Source organism: Lysinibacillus sp. FJAT-14745 (genome assembly GCF_001275675.1).
In the GTDB taxonomy this organism is placed as follows: Bacteria; Bacillota; Bacilli; order Bacillales_A; family Planococcaceae; genus Lysinibacillus.
This window is the reverse complement of record NZ_LITM01000006.1, coordinates 509,494-524,923: the sequence shown is the minus strand read 5'-3', so window position 1 is coordinate 524,923 and position 15,430 is coordinate 509,494. Positions and strand designations below refer to the sequence as shown.

General features: G+C 35.9%; 20 protein-coding genes and 2 pseudogenes. 7 read left to right on the top strand and 15 right to left on the bottom strand.

All coding sequences use genetic code 11. The features are described from left to right. Positions 1 to 2: 2 nt before the first annotated feature. From AMS59_RS12575 to AMS59_RS12540, 8 genes are all read right to left on the bottom strand, one after another. Entirely contained in the window at positions 3 to 593 is a 591-nt protein-coding gene (locus AMS59_RS12575) for a phage scaffolding protein (RefSeq protein ID WP_053484070.1), read from the bottom strand. A 136-nt stretch (positions 594 to 729) separates the two neighbouring features. Next, positions 730 to 939, bottom strand: a complete 210-nt coding sequence (locus tag AMS59_RS12570; RefSeq protein WP_053484069.1) for a hypothetical protein — start codon at positions 937 to 939, stop codon at positions 730 to 732. Positions 940 to 952: 13 nt separating this feature from the next. Then, entirely contained in the window at positions 953 to 2,479 is a 1,527-nt protein-coding gene (locus AMS59_RS25850; protein ID WP_234007758.1) for a minor capsid protein, read from the bottom strand. After that, on the bottom strand, positions 2,466 to 3,971 hold the full coding sequence (locus tag AMS59_RS12560) for a phage portal protein (protein WP_199777739.1): 1,506 nt from the start codon (positions 3,969 to 3,971) through the stop codon (positions 2,466 to 2,468). Before AMS59_RS12560 ends, AMS59_RS25850 begins: the two co-directional genes overlap by 14 nt. Positions 3,972 to 3,985: 14 nt before the next feature. After that, a complete protein-coding gene (locus tag AMS59_RS12555; RefSeq protein WP_053484068.1) occupies positions 3,986 to 5,293 on the bottom strand; it encodes a PBSX family phage terminase large subunit in 1,308 nt (435 codons plus the stop codon). Beyond that, the gene (terS, locus tag AMS59_RS12550; RefSeq protein ID WP_082337484.1) at positions 5,293 to 6,054 is read right to left on the bottom strand and encodes a phage terminase small subunit; all 762 of its coding nucleotides are present in this window, start codon (positions 6,052 to 6,054) and stop codon (positions 5,293 to 5,295) included. The genes AMS59_RS12555 and terS overlap by 1 nt, the downstream gene beginning before the upstream one ends. Positions 6,055 to 6,232: 178 nt before the next feature. Continuing rightward, the gene (locus AMS59_RS12545) at positions 6,233 to 6,994 is read right to left on the bottom strand and encodes a CPBP family intramembrane glutamic endopeptidase (protein WP_053484067.1); all 762 of its coding nucleotides are present in this window, start codon (positions 6,992 to 6,994) and stop codon (positions 6,233 to 6,235) included. 184 nt (positions 6,995 to 7,178) lie between these two features. Continuing rightward, positions 7,179 to 7,631 (bottom strand): hypothetical protein, encoded by a 453-nt coding sequence (locus AMS59_RS12540; RefSeq protein ID WP_053484066.1) that lies wholly within the window; start codon positions 7,629 to 7,631, stop codon positions 7,179 to 7,181. Positions 7,632 to 8,338: 707 nt separating this feature from the next. On the opposite strand from AMS59_RS12540, the gene AMS59_RS12535 reads away from it, so the two are divergent. The 3 genes from AMS59_RS12535 to AMS59_RS12525 are packed head-to-tail and all read left to right on the top strand — an operon-like array spanning position 8,339 to position 9,486. Further along, positions 8,339 to 8,932 (top strand): TetR/AcrR family transcriptional regulator, encoded by a 594-nt coding sequence (locus tag AMS59_RS12535; RefSeq protein WP_053484065.1) that lies wholly within the window; start codon positions 8,339 to 8,341, stop codon positions 8,930 to 8,932. Positions 8,933 to 8,968: 36 nt separating this feature from the next. Continuing rightward, positions 8,969 to 9,205 (top strand): hypothetical protein, encoded by a 237-nt coding sequence (locus AMS59_RS12530; RefSeq protein ID WP_053484064.1) that lies wholly within the window; start codon positions 8,969 to 8,971, stop codon positions 9,203 to 9,205. Positions 9,206 to 9,231: 26 nt separating this feature from the next. Continuing rightward, positions 9,232 to 9,486, top strand: coding sequence for a hypothetical protein (locus tag AMS59_RS12525; protein ID WP_053484063.1), 255 nt, complete (start codon positions 9,232 to 9,234; stop codon positions 9,484 to 9,486). Positions 9,487 to 9,839: 353 nt separating this feature from the next. On the opposite strand, the gene AMS59_RS12520 is transcribed toward AMS59_RS12525, so the two are convergent. After that, positions 9,840 to 10,259, bottom strand: a complete 420-nt coding sequence (locus tag AMS59_RS12520; protein WP_234007757.1) for a hypothetical protein — start codon at positions 10,257 to 10,259, stop codon at positions 9,840 to 9,842. Between the two features lie 352 nt (positions 10,260 to 10,611). Between AMS59_RS12520 and AMS59_RS24255 the strand changes: the two genes are divergently transcribed. After that, entirely contained in the window at positions 10,612 to 10,752 is a 141-nt protein-coding gene (locus tag AMS59_RS24255; protein WP_082337483.1) for a YjcZ family sporulation protein, read from the top strand. A 72-nt stretch (positions 10,753 to 10,824) separates the two neighbouring features. Here AMS59_RS24255 and AMS59_RS12515 read toward each other — a convergent pair whose 3' ends face one another. Next, on the bottom strand, positions 10,825 to 11,004 hold the full coding sequence (locus AMS59_RS12515; protein ID WP_053484062.1) for a hypothetical protein: 180 nt from the start codon (positions 11,002 to 11,004) through the stop codon (positions 10,825 to 10,827). A gap of 143 nt (positions 11,005 to 11,147) precedes the next feature. Between AMS59_RS12515 and AMS59_RS24250 the strand changes: the two genes are divergently transcribed. Next, entirely contained in the window at positions 11,148 to 11,267 is a 120-nt protein-coding gene (locus tag AMS59_RS24250) for a YjcZ family sporulation protein (RefSeq protein WP_082337482.1), read from the top strand. A gap of 222 nt (positions 11,268 to 11,489) precedes the next feature. Then, positions 11,490 to 11,906 carry a DUF3888 domain-containing protein gene (locus AMS59_RS12510; RefSeq protein ID WP_053484061.1) on the top strand — a complete coding sequence of 139 codons (417 nt, stop codon included), beginning with the start codon at positions 11,490 to 11,492 and terminating at the stop codon, positions 11,904 to 11,906. 255 nt (positions 11,907 to 12,161) lie between these two features. Here AMS59_RS12510 and AMS59_RS12505 read toward each other — a convergent pair whose 3' ends face one another. The 4 genes and pseudogenes from AMS59_RS12505 to ssb form a co-directional block, all read right to left on the bottom strand. Further along, complete coding sequence (locus AMS59_RS12505) at positions 12,162 to 12,578, bottom strand: DUF1064 domain-containing protein (RefSeq protein WP_053484060.1); 417 nt, start codon at positions 12,576 to 12,578, stop codon at positions 12,162 to 12,164. A gap of 52 nt (positions 12,579 to 12,630) precedes the next feature. After that, positions 12,631 to 13,341 carry a hypothetical protein gene (locus AMS59_RS12500; RefSeq protein WP_053484059.1) on the bottom strand — a complete coding sequence of 237 codons (711 nt, stop codon included), beginning with the start codon at positions 13,339 to 13,341 and terminating at the stop codon, positions 12,631 to 12,633. Positions 13,342 to 13,386: 45 nt separating this feature from the next. Next, on the bottom strand, positions 13,387 to 13,785 hold the full coding sequence (locus AMS59_RS12495) for a replication terminator protein (protein ID WP_234007756.1): 399 nt from the start codon (positions 13,783 to 13,785) through the stop codon (positions 13,387 to 13,389). A gap of 88 nt (positions 13,786 to 13,873) precedes the next feature. Next, a pseudogene (gene ssb, locus AMS59_RS12490) lies at positions 13,874 to 14,251 on the bottom strand (single-stranded DNA-binding protein); the annotation flags it as partial. A gap of 147 nt (positions 14,252 to 14,398) precedes the next feature. Here ssb and AMS59_RS12485 point away from each other — a divergent pair. Next, positions 14,399 to 14,830 carry a type II toxin-antitoxin system HicB family antitoxin gene (locus AMS59_RS12485; protein WP_053484058.1) on the top strand — a complete coding sequence of 144 codons (432 nt, stop codon included), beginning with the start codon at positions 14,399 to 14,401 and terminating at the stop codon, positions 14,828 to 14,830. A 27-nt stretch (positions 14,831 to 14,857) separates the two neighbouring features. On the opposite strand, the pseudogene AMS59_RS12480 reads toward AMS59_RS12485, so the two are convergent. Continuing rightward, positions 14,858 to 15,367, bottom strand: a pseudogene (locus tag AMS59_RS12480) (terminase small subunit); the annotation flags it as partial. Positions 15,368 to 15,430: the final 63 nt, after the last annotated feature.

Sequence of the window (15,430 nt, the reverse complement as noted above, 5' to 3'; positions counted from 1 at the left end):
ATTTAGTCCCAAGGGTTGTTATTCGAACCACTTGAACCCTTTTCATTCGCCATTTTTGCGAAGTTAGTGCCTAGATCACTCGTGCCCTCTCCATCTCCTAATCCTCCAGTAGGAACCCATCCTTTAAAAGTCGGTTTCTCCTTTTCTGGCATAAATAAAAAGGACTTTGAATCTTGCAACGTTTTAAGCTGCTCCTCAAGTCCTTTGGTGATGTTTCCATCTTCACTTAATTCAATTGTCTTTCGATCAATAAGACCTGAACCCAAGTCTGTATCATGTACTTTACCAGCAAGGGCCAACTTCAATGCACTAGATAAGCGTTCATCTTTTATCTGTTGCTCATACTGGGTTTTAGCCTCTTTCTGAGCCTCTTGCAATCGTGAGATTTCAGATTGCAACTCATCGTTACCTTTGGCTTTGTCTTGTAAATCTTTCAACTGAGTTTCGTGATTCTTCACTTGATCTTCAAGTGTTTTCTTTGCCTTGTTGACCTCATCAAAGCGCTCTTTTGGAATCATAGTTCCATATTTACCAACAACAGCATCAGCTTGCTCCTCGCTTAATCCCATTGCAATTAAATCTTCTTTTTTCATCTGATTAGCCTCCTAATTCGTTTTTTACAGGCAACGACCTGTTAGGGTATTAAACACTTGTTCTTTAACGTCTACAAGCGCTAAAAAGACGAAAAGGCATAATAAAAACACTCAACCTTTTTCATTGGTTAAGTGCCTACTTGATAATTTCAATCTTTTCTACTTCATTTTCATTAAAATTAACTAACTGATCTTTAAACTCACCATCAACTGGCATTATAGTTAATTCCTGAACGCCATCTTCACTATCAATTGCGGAAGTCCAATGGTCAACTATCCCTACTAGAGTTTGATTGTCAGTAAAAGTAACTTTAATCTTTTTCCCTGGATCATAGAAAATGTCCACGCTTCCACTCCTTTCAGTCTGATCTAATCGGCACTAAGTATGTCCGTTTTTTCGAGTGATGGATTTTTATTTTGTTTGTTTCATAAGTACCGTTTGTTGAAACTGCTATTCCTACTATATCATCAACAACGATTACTTCTTTAACAGTTCTTTTCCCGTGCCTGTCTTTTTCAACAATACCTGTCCCAGCGTATTTGTCTAGTATCTTTTGTACATCCACCGTATCGAAGAAGTAACTTTTCCCTTCTGTTTGAGTTGAATCCATATGTGGAGCTTGTTTTTCTGGATTAACCAAGGTCCCGAAAGTGCCATTTTGTAGATTTGTTTTAACATACAAATTATCTTGCAGTTTATTCCACTCGTTACCATTACTATACTTAATATCTTGGAATTCTTCAAAAGATTTAAGTGCATTTTGACCAAGTATATTTTTGTATTTATTATACTGCTCTTTATCGGTTTTCTGATTGCGTTGCATCTTCTTATAGCGTTCAATTCTCTCTTCGCCATGTTTATCAACTTGAGTTTGATACCATTCTTCATACTTCATATTGCCCGGTACGTAATACGTTTTACCTTCTAAATCACGAGCAATTCTTTCGTTGTAATCATCATCAAAATACGGTGCTGTTGTTGTTCTACATCTTGGATGAAACGGATTCGCTGTTACGCCTGGCATGAAATCATCTTGTTTAAAAACCTTGCCATCCATCGTTCGACATATAGAACTCGTTTTAAAATCTAATGTAGCTATAATCTCGTACTTTTCTACATCAAGCTCATCAAATGCATCCTTTTGAGCAGAAGCACTAAAAAACGCTGATTCAGTCATTACTAGACGAGCAGCGTTGGAACGTGAGGTATTCATTTTCTTAAATATAGAACTAATCATACGGTCAGGTGCTTCACCACGGGCCATTGATTGAATAAGTTCAGTGTGCAGTGTATCTAACAATAGATTGCGGTCTCTCCATATCTTTTGGCTGAAAGTTTGACCATCAGCAGTCCAAGGCTTACTAATTATTTTCGTTAATTTTGTTTCGTCTAGTGGCTGCAAAGTAAAACCAATCTCAAAAGCTTTTTGCACTTCAAATGCTGTATGATAATACTGAGACTGATATACCTCTTCCATTAACTCCTGAAACCCTTCAATTTGACCACCATACAGCTTTTCTACATGTTGTTGTAATTGTAGTTGCAAACTCTCTAAACGGCTTATATGGACACGAGAAGATGCATTTTCGAGTTGTTTCATCCACTTCTGATTAATAGCATTCTTTTTGCCATATTCGATGTATTCCTCAACAGTCCAGCGAAACTCTTCTAATTCTTCACTCTTTAGTAGCTGTTTCGCTTCTTCAAGAGTCATTTCATTGTTTTCAGCAAAACGTTGATACCATCTAGCAATGTCTTTTTCGATTTCTTGCATCGTCTTGATATATGCTTTTTCGAGATCCTTGTAGTAGCTCTCACTCTTTTCATGTTGTGCTTGCTCCAACATTTCAAAACGTCGTCGCCAATAGTCTCTACTCTTGACCATTGTCATCACCAGACTTTGAATTTATAGCTTTAAAATGATCATCATATCCATCGAACTCATTCATACGTTCTTGACGTTCTTTTTTGTTTCGTTTTAACTCTTCTTGTACGTCTTTTACGTAAGGATGCTGTGCAATCTTTGTTTCTTCAGATAAATAAGGAGATTTATTTAATACCTCAACTACTTCCATCTCGTTGATGAGGATATCACGATTAAAAATGATATTTACATATTCACCTTCGTAATCGCCTTGTCCTGTGTTAGCTAAATGAACATTGATAAACCATAGCAATTCCTCGAATGAAGCTTGGAACTCCGTTTCAATACCATCAGCGTCGAGATCAATCTCACTGTACATAGCTCTGATATTTAATTGATTTGGGTTATTTGCCATGCGCTCATCCTTTGCGTCATAGCCTCTGCCGTTTTCAATCAGCGCCTTTTTAAATAGCGATAAGATAGATTTGTAGTTATCGGCATTGACTTCAATCGTTAAAGTTTCTACGCCACCCTTTGCCCCATCTGCTGAACGTACTTTAACTGTACCGTATATGGATAGATTGCGTCTAAACTCTCCTAAATCCTGCCCATCATAATTGTGCAGAACTAAAATTGTATTTCGTGCGTCCTCCTGCATGTTGTTTTCAAAGTCACTTAACATAATGTTAATGCCATCTTGAAGAGACTTTACACGCTTGATTAGAGGTATTTCCTTGTTATTAAATTTAAAAGGAATTAAAGGTGCTCGCTGCCAATTCATATTTAATTCAATTTCGCCATCATTCATAGTGATATAGGACGTTGTAGCCTTTGTTGCATCTTGTATAAGTCGACCTGCGAACCATTCATAATGCTCCACACCATTTTCGCTATATACCTCTGCCTTTTCAACTACAACTTCTCTATCACCTTCGTATACCTTTACAGCATATATACGAATTGCGAAATCAAGAATCGTTTGATCTGAATCCTTCCAAAACGGAATAATTTCATGTGGAGGAAACCTTTTGATAGCAAACTCACCGTTTCCATCGTAATGCGGATATAGCCAACCAATACCGCCATTCAAAGAATCCTGACCAACACTTCGCAATATTCGATGAAATCGTTTATTGAAAATATCTTGTAATTTCTTCAAGTACTTGTTATTTTCAGTTTCCATTGTTATTGGTTTGCCAAGTTGATAATTTACTTTTTGGTCAACAAGCTTGGCATACTGGTTATCCAATATCTTGTTGTTTGGTAGGTTATCATTTATCTCTAATTTCCCACCTTTACCAATAACCCAACGTTTACGCTTTAAAATTTCTTGATCACCTTCATAATAAGCCTCGCCTATTAACATCCACTTTCTCTTCTCTGACTTTTTAAACTTATTAATCTCATTTTCTAGCCATTTGATATCTGTTATAACATCATTTGCACCATCTGTTATGTTTTCGTTGATAATCTCAGTGTCTGTAACAGCCCCCTGGAACGGAAATAAACCCATGTTCTCACCTCTTTCTAGTCAAAACTGTATGTGTTGCCTCGCATATCTTCTTCAAATGCATAGCGTGTAGCATCAATTGTGTGGTTGTCTTTATCCTCTAAACGAGCAATAGGATTACCGTCTTTATCTGTCTGGTAATCGATGTTCTCAAACTCTTTCGCAATGTTAGGAGTACGTAATGGATCAATACAAATGAAATCTAAATCATCGAGCCATTCTTCGCCGTATTCCACACTGTCAGGACCTTTCTTAACACCATAAATACGTAGTATTCCTTGTTCATCACGTAATTCAGCGATAGACTTAGGTTCCGCTGAATCAGCTGCAATACGATCTGATTGATAGCCTTTAGCTTTCAATTTCTCGGCTAGTTTTCGATTACTGATTTTCACACCATAAATTTCATCAACTGCATAGATACCATTTTTCTTTTTGTCGTAATGCCAACGGACAAATGCTAGTGGATCCGTTGCATATCCAAAATCATTACCATTTCGGATGTTGTCAAATGATGCAACCATTTCATCAGTGATTGAGCCTTTTTCAATTTGTAAGTTGTCAAATGGTACAACACCACTACCGATTGCTTCGCCAAGATATTCCCATCGATATTTCAAAGGTTTATTTTTCTTAACATTTTCTGCTTCTTCAATAAACTTTTTCGATAGATGCGGATTTCCTAAATAAGTTGAATGATCAACGTAAGTATTGGCATCAATCATTGAACTTTCATACTTCTTATTCACCCAAGATTGCTTGCGCTTTGGTGGATTGTAGGAATAATAAAAAGAGTAGTCAAAAGGGTACGCTTGCTGTCTGTCAGCTTGCGAAAATATCTTCCCTTCCAACTCCTCACGTAGGATTGAGTTTTCAATTGTCGTTACTTCATCTTCTGACTTAAATTCGGCTAATTCCTCAAACCAAACGATAGCTAATGGGAAATCAGCATCTTTGATAGATTTAATCTTCTCTGGATCATCAGCACCAGCGAAATAAATCTTGTTCCCTCTGCCTAAGTAAGTAATCTCAAGTTTAGAATCAACAAAACGGAATTGATCACGAACTCCCATTATGTTTGCGGCAGCCTTAAAGTTAGCGTACACCGATTTCAAAATGGTATTCTGCACTTTCCTGATACCAAGGGAAGATACTGGATACTCCATGATGTCTAACAAGATACGCATTGGAATATGAAATGACTTCCCAGAACCACGGCCACCCTTTAAGACATAGCGTAGATGTACTTTCGCTCTGGACGCACGCCAAAACGGTTTAAACTGTTCTGTAATGATACTAGCTATACTTATTCGTTTATCAGTCATTACACATCATCCACAATCACCACTCGAACTGATTTATCGCGGTCTTTATCAAGATTAGCGATTTCTACTTTCGTCTTATCAATATTTAACTGCATCTGCTCAAGTTTAAGCCTACGTTCATCATCAGCATCAGCCATCTCAACAAACTGACGAATAGAAGAACGCAACTCCCCTATTGCTCTCGATTGAGCAGTGAGTAGTTGCGCCTGTCTTTCCCAAGAACGTTGGAATTCATATTCAATTTCAAATGGCACGGATGTTTTTTCATTTATCACGCCATCTTCAACGTTGCAAACGTCATATTTAACTTTTTTTACTTCTTTAATCATTTCGTCTTTGGATTCAACATGCATGATTTTTTGTGCTCGAATGATTGCAGCATATTGAATTTGTATTTGATCCCAGATTAAATCAGAAGGAGAACGTTCGTTCATCGCTTCCATGATTTCAAGTGTTTCTTCGGGTAGGAACTTTTGAAAGAAACCATGACTAACAGCGTTCTGATTTTGCTTAGGTGCACCATGGCCCTTAGCGTTGTTGTTCCCAACTTGTGCCCCTCTACTGCGTTTAGTAACGTTACCATTTGATTTAGTAACGTTACCTTTCAATTGGTCATCCCATTTATCTTGATTCTTCCACTTTCGGATTTGCGAATCAGATAATTCTAAATGCTCGGCAATATCCTTCAAGAGCATTTGCCCTTTGCTTTCAAGCCACATTTGAAACGCCTCATCACGTTTCGGATTCCTTGGTCTAGCCATATCTCATAACCACCACCTCCAACGTCATTTGTTTGTTTTGTAATCACCCCATTATGCTATTTGCTCTAAAAAAAATTAAAACAACATCAAAATCGATGTTGTTTTTGATATATCGTTTTCTATTTTTCTCCCCTATAGAATACGTAAGAATTAAAATGATTTCCATTCTTTATCCTTATTATCCAGTTAATAAAACACTTTTTCTTTTTATCACTAATTTATATACCGTAAAAATGCAAATTCCAAAGATAAGAGTAGAAAAAGCCGGTAAAATCTTATCATTTGGTACAAATACGCTCCAAAAAGAATTCATAAATGCATGGTAAACGATACACATGAAGATACTTTTAGTTGCATTATAAATTATAGAATAGATGAATGATATGGCAACTAACGTGATAATAAAGTAAATAAAGTTTCTTTGAGACTGGTTAGTGCCTGGAATGAACCATAACGGCAGGTGCCAAAAAGCCCATATTATGCTCACGATTATGGTACTAATAAATATCGAAAACTTTTTCTGGAGTGCAGGTTGCAAGAACCCCCTCCATCCAATTTCCTCAACTCCGCCACCAATAATCATCATTGGGAAACTAAGAAATGCCATGTATAAGGGTTTTTGCATCGTTGCTCCACCAAATAACGTTGGCAAGTAACTACTAATAAAAGCCAGAACAATAATCAGAATATACCATCCAAAATGATGTTTAGGGTTAACAATATTTTTGATATAAACACTAAACTCCTCATTTGATCTATATATTTTCTTTAGACTAATTCCAATGATAGCTGGCATAATACCTCCACAAATAAAAAACACCATCGCTAATGGAGTGCCGAATGTAGTAATACCCATTTTTACTAAGCCAATTAGTATCCCCCAAAGTATCCACGAAAAAGAGAAAGTATATATTAAATATCGTTTAATATCATCACTCATATTTTCACCTCCCACTCAATAATAATTCGAGAGGCAACAAATTGGAACAATTTTCTACAAAGTCTACTTTCAAAACCACACCAAACTCCGCCCTCTATTTGCATTTCGCGCATTCTCCAATTGGCTGTTTGATGCAGTTTTCAAAGCAAAAGAAAAAGCCATCTCTATATGAGATAGCTTATAGCTACAACATTGGTTTGAATAAAAGAAAACCATAGGCTAACCCTTTTACTCCATAGAATAGAATAGGAGCGAGAATAAACCATGCTAATTTTTCATCCAATTCTTTAACCTTTTCTTTACTAGTCTTTTTCTCTATAACTTTTTCTATCAATAAAGTAATGAGAATAATCATTCCTGCCAATAGTAATGAAAAAATCATTTTCCACACCAATGAAGAAGCTAGGAAAAGGTAAACTTCTGGGAACAGTATGAAATCGAAAATAGGTACGAACCAATCTATAATTGTTCCATCTAAAATGTTCTCAATTGATGGTTGTTCGTTTGTTAGTTGCCTTTTAACTTCTTTAATAATTTCCTTAAAAAAATCTCTCATTCTCTTTTCACCCACAACTCCTAATATGTTTCCAATTATTTCTACGGAATTGGACATAAAAAGTTTCGTTGTAGATTTCAACACTACCTCTTAAGGCTTTTTTCTACATGTAAAAATATTTAATTGTCGATAGCTCACTTTTAGAACCGTGGTAGAGCTGCACCACGTTATATCGTAAAGCAAATTGTGTTTTTATTTATAGTGCATTTCCGTGCACTTGTTGCTCAGTAAGTTTAGTAAGTTTGACTGAATCATGGAAAGTGGACGAAGTTCACATAAAAACCACTCCTTCAGCAATTTTTAGCCTTTTATATTAATTAAGATACCTAATCTCTTAAAAATATGGGCCGGCCATGTATGTCACGCTCCGGACTAGCCTGTCAAGCGCAGGTCGGTCGTCGGTCTGTCTTCCCCTAATATTTAGGATTTTATAAATACCAAGGGAAGAAACATTTACCTGTCCGACCTCCCCTTAAGTTTACACTGTATATTGTTTAAAATGATACGTTTGGAACATTTGGAACATCTGTCACATTTGGCACGTTTGTAACATCTATATTTATTAAATAAAGGCTCTTTTAAAATGGCTGTTTTCTAAAAGATTGTTGCAATTACTACCCTCAGCTGTAATTGCTCTTAGACTTCGTTTTAAAGCCACAGATAAAAAAAGGGATTATTTATTGTTTATCCCTTGTTAAGAGTCAGTGTTGGTGGTAGTATATGAATATAAATTACGAATATTCATAAAGAATATTCGTGTAAATGATTCGTAAAGGAGGTGTTCACCTGTGGCGAGAGGAAAAAAAGTTTTTTCAGAAGAAGATAAAGTTCTGATTAAAAGTAAATTGAAAGATGAATGTATGACATTTTGGATTTCTCAGGGTTATAAAGAGACGAGCATTGGCGCATTGTGTGAGAAAACAGAAATATCAACAGGTACGTTTTATAAATTTTATTCAAGTAAAGAAGAACTTTTTTTTGAGGTTTTGAACGACCTTCAAGAAACTATTTATGGGAATTTTATTGAGCGAATTAAACTATGCCCTGAAAAGTCCGGCTTTGAAACAGCAATAATTCAGCTTTACTATGAATACGAAAGCAAACCATTTCTTTATGACGTAAAAACGACCGATTTCACATCATTTTATAGTAAATTATCCGAGGAAATGAAAGGAAAATTAGCATTTGATAGTAATGATCTTTTTCGTACTGCAATCAAACAAGCAGATCTCAAATTAAAAGTTCCTGAAAATTTAGCCTTTTCTACTTTCTCGGTACTTCTTTCAAGTATTGCAAGTAAAGAAGGAATTTCAAAGAATTGTGATCATTTAACTGCTTTTAAATTTATGACTAAACAGTTGGTAGCAAGTGTTTTTGAGTAGAGGATTTATTTCAAATATAGAATAGGCGGGATAGAAATGAGTTTATTTTGGAGTATTATAGACTTTCTTAAAGAAACAGCACCTTTCTTTATCTTATTTGATATCAGTGTAGCGATTGTCCTATTAATTTTAGGGTTAATTTTAATATCAATATCCAAAAAGAATAGAGAACAGAAGAAGAAAAAGTTTGTCGGAGTGGTTTTTTTATCAGCTTCATTGTTAGCTTTTTTGGGTGCTCTTTCTAACGCTTTTGCTTCTTACATCGTATTTTAAATTTAGGAGAAAAGGGAGAGATAAAGATGTTGGACAAAATGTATATGATAATGGATGCCGCTTGTGAATGGGGAAATAAAAATCTAGGAACCTCTATTCGATTCCCTAAACCAACAAAAAAATCCATAGTATTCAGCGCATTTTCAAGTGGAATTATTGGTAGTGCAATTCTGGTGTATGGATTTTTTTCTAACCACGTATGGATTTTGTTACTTGGTAGCCTTGGAATAATAAGCAGTGTTTTCATATATCAACAAAGTGTAAAAACGATTAGCAGATAAGTAACAATATCTTTTTGTATAGTGGTGAAGTATGGACTATGCTTTATTGTCCATATCTTCATCTATACCCAATTCTTGTAAAGTAGCAGCTTCTTTCACTTGTTTTGTAGTAACTGAAAAAGCAACTGTTTTACTCATTAATTCATCCTCCTGTTTCCCTCATATTTTAGTTCTAATATTCCTAAATATCGTACCTCTTATTGAACTAAACTGCACCGTTAGTTGAATTAGAAACGATGTTTATATCTTAAAAACTATAAAAACTAAGCGTATCATAAGGTTTCCAAATTTTTCAGTTATATTCATAATAGTACATAAGATTCTGCTAAATTAAAAAAGAAGCAACCCGAAGGTTACTTCATCATCATATCAATAACTCGTTCACGCACTCGCTGTACGCTTGTATGACTCATATTAAGTTTTGCACCAATCCAACGGAAAGGCATGCCCTCAAGCAACCAATAAAGCACTTCTTGCTCGATGTCGCCAGTTACCTTGTCTGTTAGATTTTGAACCATTAATAATTCATCTTTGATTTTGTTAATACGAACCTCACGTGAAGCTCTAATTTGAACATGTGCATGTACTGGATCGCTTGTACTTCCAACTGCTTTTGGCATTGTTGCTTCAATTCCATATTGTGCTGTAGATGCAGCAACTGTTAATGAATCAAGCTCATCCTTCATTCTCATGTACTTGCACATGTTGTCGTGATACTTCTTAATTGCCTTGTCCAACTGATAACGATTTAATTGTTTTTGCCCTTGTTTCATAGGTTTGCCCTCCTAAGTTGTGGTATAATACTTTTGATAAACCTCAAAGGGCATAACCAATTCTGAGCTGTAGCGTGTGACGACGCTGCGGCTTTTTTATTTTTAAATCTATTTCACAGGCAATTCACTATACAAACATAGCTATCACATCATAATAATAGTAAGGTAAAGCTAATTTAGCCTTACGCCTCCTAATCTATTTTACTAAGGGTCACTCCATCCCAAGTGGCCCTTTTTTTATGGTCTTATCTCACAAAAATATATTTTTTAATGCCTATAGCTAAATGGTTTATCAACCATACTCCTTCTCTACAGCTAACATATTATATATTGTAGAAAGGAGGTGTGCTTTATGGGATACTATGGTGGAAATGTTGGTGGCTTTAATAACTGCGGCTATTACGGCGGCGGTAATGGTTCTACATTTGCCTTAATTGTTGTTCTATTTATTCTTCTAATTATTGTCGGCGCTACATTCATGACTGGATATTAACATTTCCGATTTAAGGGTCGCCTCCTAGTCTGGTGACCCTTTAATAGTTTCTTTCCTCAAAGTGTACAGTAATTATTGTTCATCACAAATTGGACATGGCTCTACCCTAAGTTTGGTAATTACTTGATTTAAACGTTCGATTTCCTGTCTAGCACCCTGAAGAACTTCAAGGATGTCTACAATATCCCTATCATCCATTCTGGAAGCCATTTCACCTCTAAGTCTTTTTTCTAACTCTTCTATAGCTTTCATATTTCAATCTCCTCCCTTCTCAAAACCTTTCTCAAAATACGTAACATGTATATTTTTTTCAAAAGAAAATATTAATTAGATTAACGCCACCTCTCATTTTTATAACTCTACATATTATAGATTATAGAAAGGAGGGATATTTTATGGAATACTGTGGAGAATTTCGCGAAGAGCGTCGCGAACGAAACCCATTCGCTTTTATCGTTGTACTGTTCATTCTTCTAATTATTGTCGGTGCTAGTTTCATGAATAGATCGTATTAACAAAAACATCTGTTGATAGCTATGATGGTCAATAAATAATAATAGTTAGGCACCTCCCTTCTGATTTTTGGGTTTAGGGTCACTTTCCACCGAGTGGCCTTTTTTATAGTTTCTTTCCTCATATTGTTCAGTTAGGTTAATTTGATATTTATTCAAATTCATATACATAAAATTTCTTATATCTGCAAATAACAAGAACAAATGCAGAAAGGATTTAAATATATGAAAAAAATAAAAATCGTCTCCTTACTTTTATTGAGTCTCCTAATAATAAATTCTGCTTTTGCAAAATCAGATATAGAATATTTACCTCAAGATCAACCACCGAGTATATTAGAGTTAGCATTTTTACGTGAATTAGGTCCATCTATCCTTGAAGCAATGTCTACACACGGAAAAATGCAATTATTCACATCTGGACGAATTGAAAAAATTCAAAGAAATATTCAGGAAGACTATTATGATGTAACGTTAAGAGCGCTTGGTTACGAAGGCCCTATAAATCCACCTTATTCACAAATACGCATTACTTTTCGTATCCCTGCTGGAGATTTTAAAAATAAGAATAAAGTGATTTCATATGAAGCCAAAAACATTACTCCAGAAGAATTCAAAAAGCTATCTGAATTTACAAATTGACTAAGGAATTGAATTTTACTGAACATTTTCTTTCAAAAATTCACTTACTCCACCTTCGCAAACGACTAATCTGCTCAAGCTCTTTCCCGATGTTTCTTAGTTGCCTATAAGTCTTGCATCTTCCGCACTTTTTAGTAGGGTCATATGCTCTACGTTTCGGACATCCTCGACATTCGAGAAAAGCTATGTGGTCCTGTTGATTGATTAACCTTTCTCTACGCTGTTTAACTTCCTTGCGTACCGTGTTCATTTTCCTCACCCTACTTTTGCTTGCTTACGTGCTTTCCTAGCCTTTTTAAGATCATCATGAGTTATCCAACCACCATCAATCTTTGAATATGTTAGAAGCTTTAATTCGTGCGGATAACGATATTCAAATAACTTCTTTCTCAACTCAAACTGCTGTGTAACCATTCCCTTAATGTCGACTACTTCTGTATGCCCATCTGCATAATGAACAGTAAAATCAGCGTTATAACCAATCTCGCGATATTTCTTGCCGTTCTTTTCGAACTTTGGCAATAGCACAAACCTTGGCTGTAATTCAAAGGAGGTCACAATACCTTGTGCTTGTAGCTGTTTCAAAAGATCATAATACTTTGCTTCCATCGCTGAATCGAATGTAATTCCGTCATGTACAACTTTCTTATTTCCGTATTTTGTTTTACTCATGTTTGCCCTCCATGTCATAAAAGGAAAAGGTGCCGAAGCACCTTCGATTTAATTAACCGATGATAAATAGTTTTTTAGCCGCAATTTGTTCCTCTAATTCAGTTGTCAGATGTTCTTTGATTGAATGAATAGCGTTGAGTTCCCATGCCCCACCATCAGCTTCAAATAATGCAACTCTTGAACCTTCTCGTAATCTTAAAATAAATTCACTCTCTGGCTGAGTGACTTCAGCAAATGTTCGGAATGGTTTTAATGCCACACGTCCAGGAATCGTTTCATACCCTACAGATGCAACACCTTTTTTCACAGTAACCTGTTGAGCCATTCCATTGTCCTTAATTTCAGCGCTACCATCTTCAACAATGTTACTGATGATGTCTAAAACAATTTGCTTGTCGGTGTTATCCACGAAATTAGCCTGCATCATAATTTGGAATTCTTCACGATCGATAAATCTTTCGAATGTGATAGTTGGCAGCAATGCCTTTGCTTGAATATAAGTACGACGGTCATTTGTGCTATCAAGTGCATCAAACAGGCGCACATCAGTTGGTGATTTAACTTGAATCATTAATTGTTTTTCGCCATCGAATTGAGATTTAATATAATCAACTAATCCTGTAAGTGTATTCACTTGCAACTCGCTAACATTTGCCTGTTCTTTAATTCGTGTTAAATCAACTGTTGAAAAGTTTTGTCCTTCTACCTCGATAACTGTTGGGCGTGCTAATCCTACTAAATATTCCATTGCGTTTTTTAACATATTTTTTTCCTCTTTTCATTTAATTTTTTTATTTTTTTGTTTGATTTATTTGAACTGCACAACTTTTAAAGGCTGCGCATTTTCAACCTTTTCTACCGGCTCCCCAGTGTCAGTTTTAACACCATCACCATCGAAGTACGTTTGTCCAGGAATACCAGATTTTAATTCAGCACCTACTACATTTCCTTTGCTATCAAAATCAATCATCATTTGAGTTTCTACACCTTTACTTGGTGCAAGAGTTGATTTCACATCTACAGTAACTGTTGCTAAACCTCGACTTTCATTTGCTTTCAAAGTCATTGTCATGCTAACTTTACGAGCTTTCTTATGATCTGTATTCGGGTCAGCAATGTTAGCTAAGACCTTTTGCAACTCAGCATTTAATTTTTCTGTTACTGCTCCACCAGCGAAGTTGTCTAGATTAATCATTTGATTTTGCATTATAATTCCTCCTAGTATTCGAATAAAAATAGTATGTTATAAGGTAATACGGGTCTGTGTTGGCTCCTTATTCCCTGTTCAACCAAAATCAGAATGGTAAATCGTCGTCTGAAACCTCAATCGGCCCCTTACTATTAGCAAACGGATCTTCATCCACTCTTGCATAATTCGGCTGGTTATTATTTCCTCCATAATTGCCCTGTGAACCGCCTTTATACGTTCCACCTGTATTTGTACTAGATTCATAGTTTGAATTGTTCTGTGAGCCTCCTGTGCCGTTTGAACGTGGTTCTAAAAATTGAATACTATCGGCTACAACGTCTGTAGTGTACACACGCTTGCCATCCTGCCCCTTATAACTGCCTGTTTGGATTCGCCCTTCCAAACCTATTAAGTTACCTTTCTTCATGAAGTTAGCTAGGTTCTCAGCTTGTTTGCGCCATGTTACACATGAGATAAAGTCTGCAAGTTATCAAACGTGGTACTCTAAAGAGTATCGAGCAGACATCAGGGGTTAATTTCTAACCCCTCTCTGTTTCACCCATTACTTTACCTTCTAACGAAATTAAATAAAGAAATACAAAAAATAAATTAGAATTGGGGTATTTAACAAATGAGTTACCCAAATCATTTCGTTTACCCAGTTGTTGCTGAAGTAGCTGAAAGCAATTACTCAATGTACTTTCCTGATTTCCCAGGTACAGCGATTACTGCTGAAGATATTTTAACAGGCATCCGAGAAGCAAAAGAGATGTTGGCATTTCGTATTCTTGAATTAGAAGAGAAGGATTTACCAATTCCAGTACCTTCAACTCCTGACAAGATCGAGTTATTCGACTCGACTGATCGAATTATCTTTGTAGATGTTTACATGCCACCATATCGAAACGAGGCAGCAAATAAAGCTGTCACAAAGAACTGCACATTACCTCGTTGGTTAAGAGATGCTGCTGAAGATGCTGGTTTAAATTTTTCTCAGATTCTTCAAGCGTCTCTTAAAGATGCTTTAGGATTAGAACAAAACGATAAGAAAGCAGCCAATTAAGGTTGCTTTTTTTATGCAGAAAAATGATTATTTCGCAAACGCCAATATTTCTTGTATAATATCATTCTCTTTTTTGCTAACAATCTTAATTTCAATCGGTCCGTTTTGGTCATCTGAACCAAGCTTTTCTATTTCTACTTTCGTTTTATCAATGTTCAATCTTGCTTGTTCATTATGTAATTGTCGTTGTTCTCTGTCACCAAGTAAATCAAAGTGTTTAGCCTGAAAATCTAATGCTTTCATTTTGTCAGCTAACTTGATTCCAATACTATCTTTCCCCTGTTTTACTTCTGTTACGATAGCACCATCTATATGTGATGATTTATTCAAGTCCACAAAATTCACCGTTTCTATTATAGGCTTTTTAGTTCCCTTGTCCACTAAAGGTCCATGCATACCAATGACTTGTTGCCCTCGTTGACCAAATGAAACGTATTCGGTAATATCAGCAAATGCGATGCGGATGTATTTATCTAAAACATCCATAGCATCTAAAAATATCCCTTTCCCTTGTTCACCTTTCAGTCTACGGATTTCAGCGGCAACCTTACTAGCTTACTCCCTCTTACATGAGCGCTATCAGGAGCATATCCAGCTTTT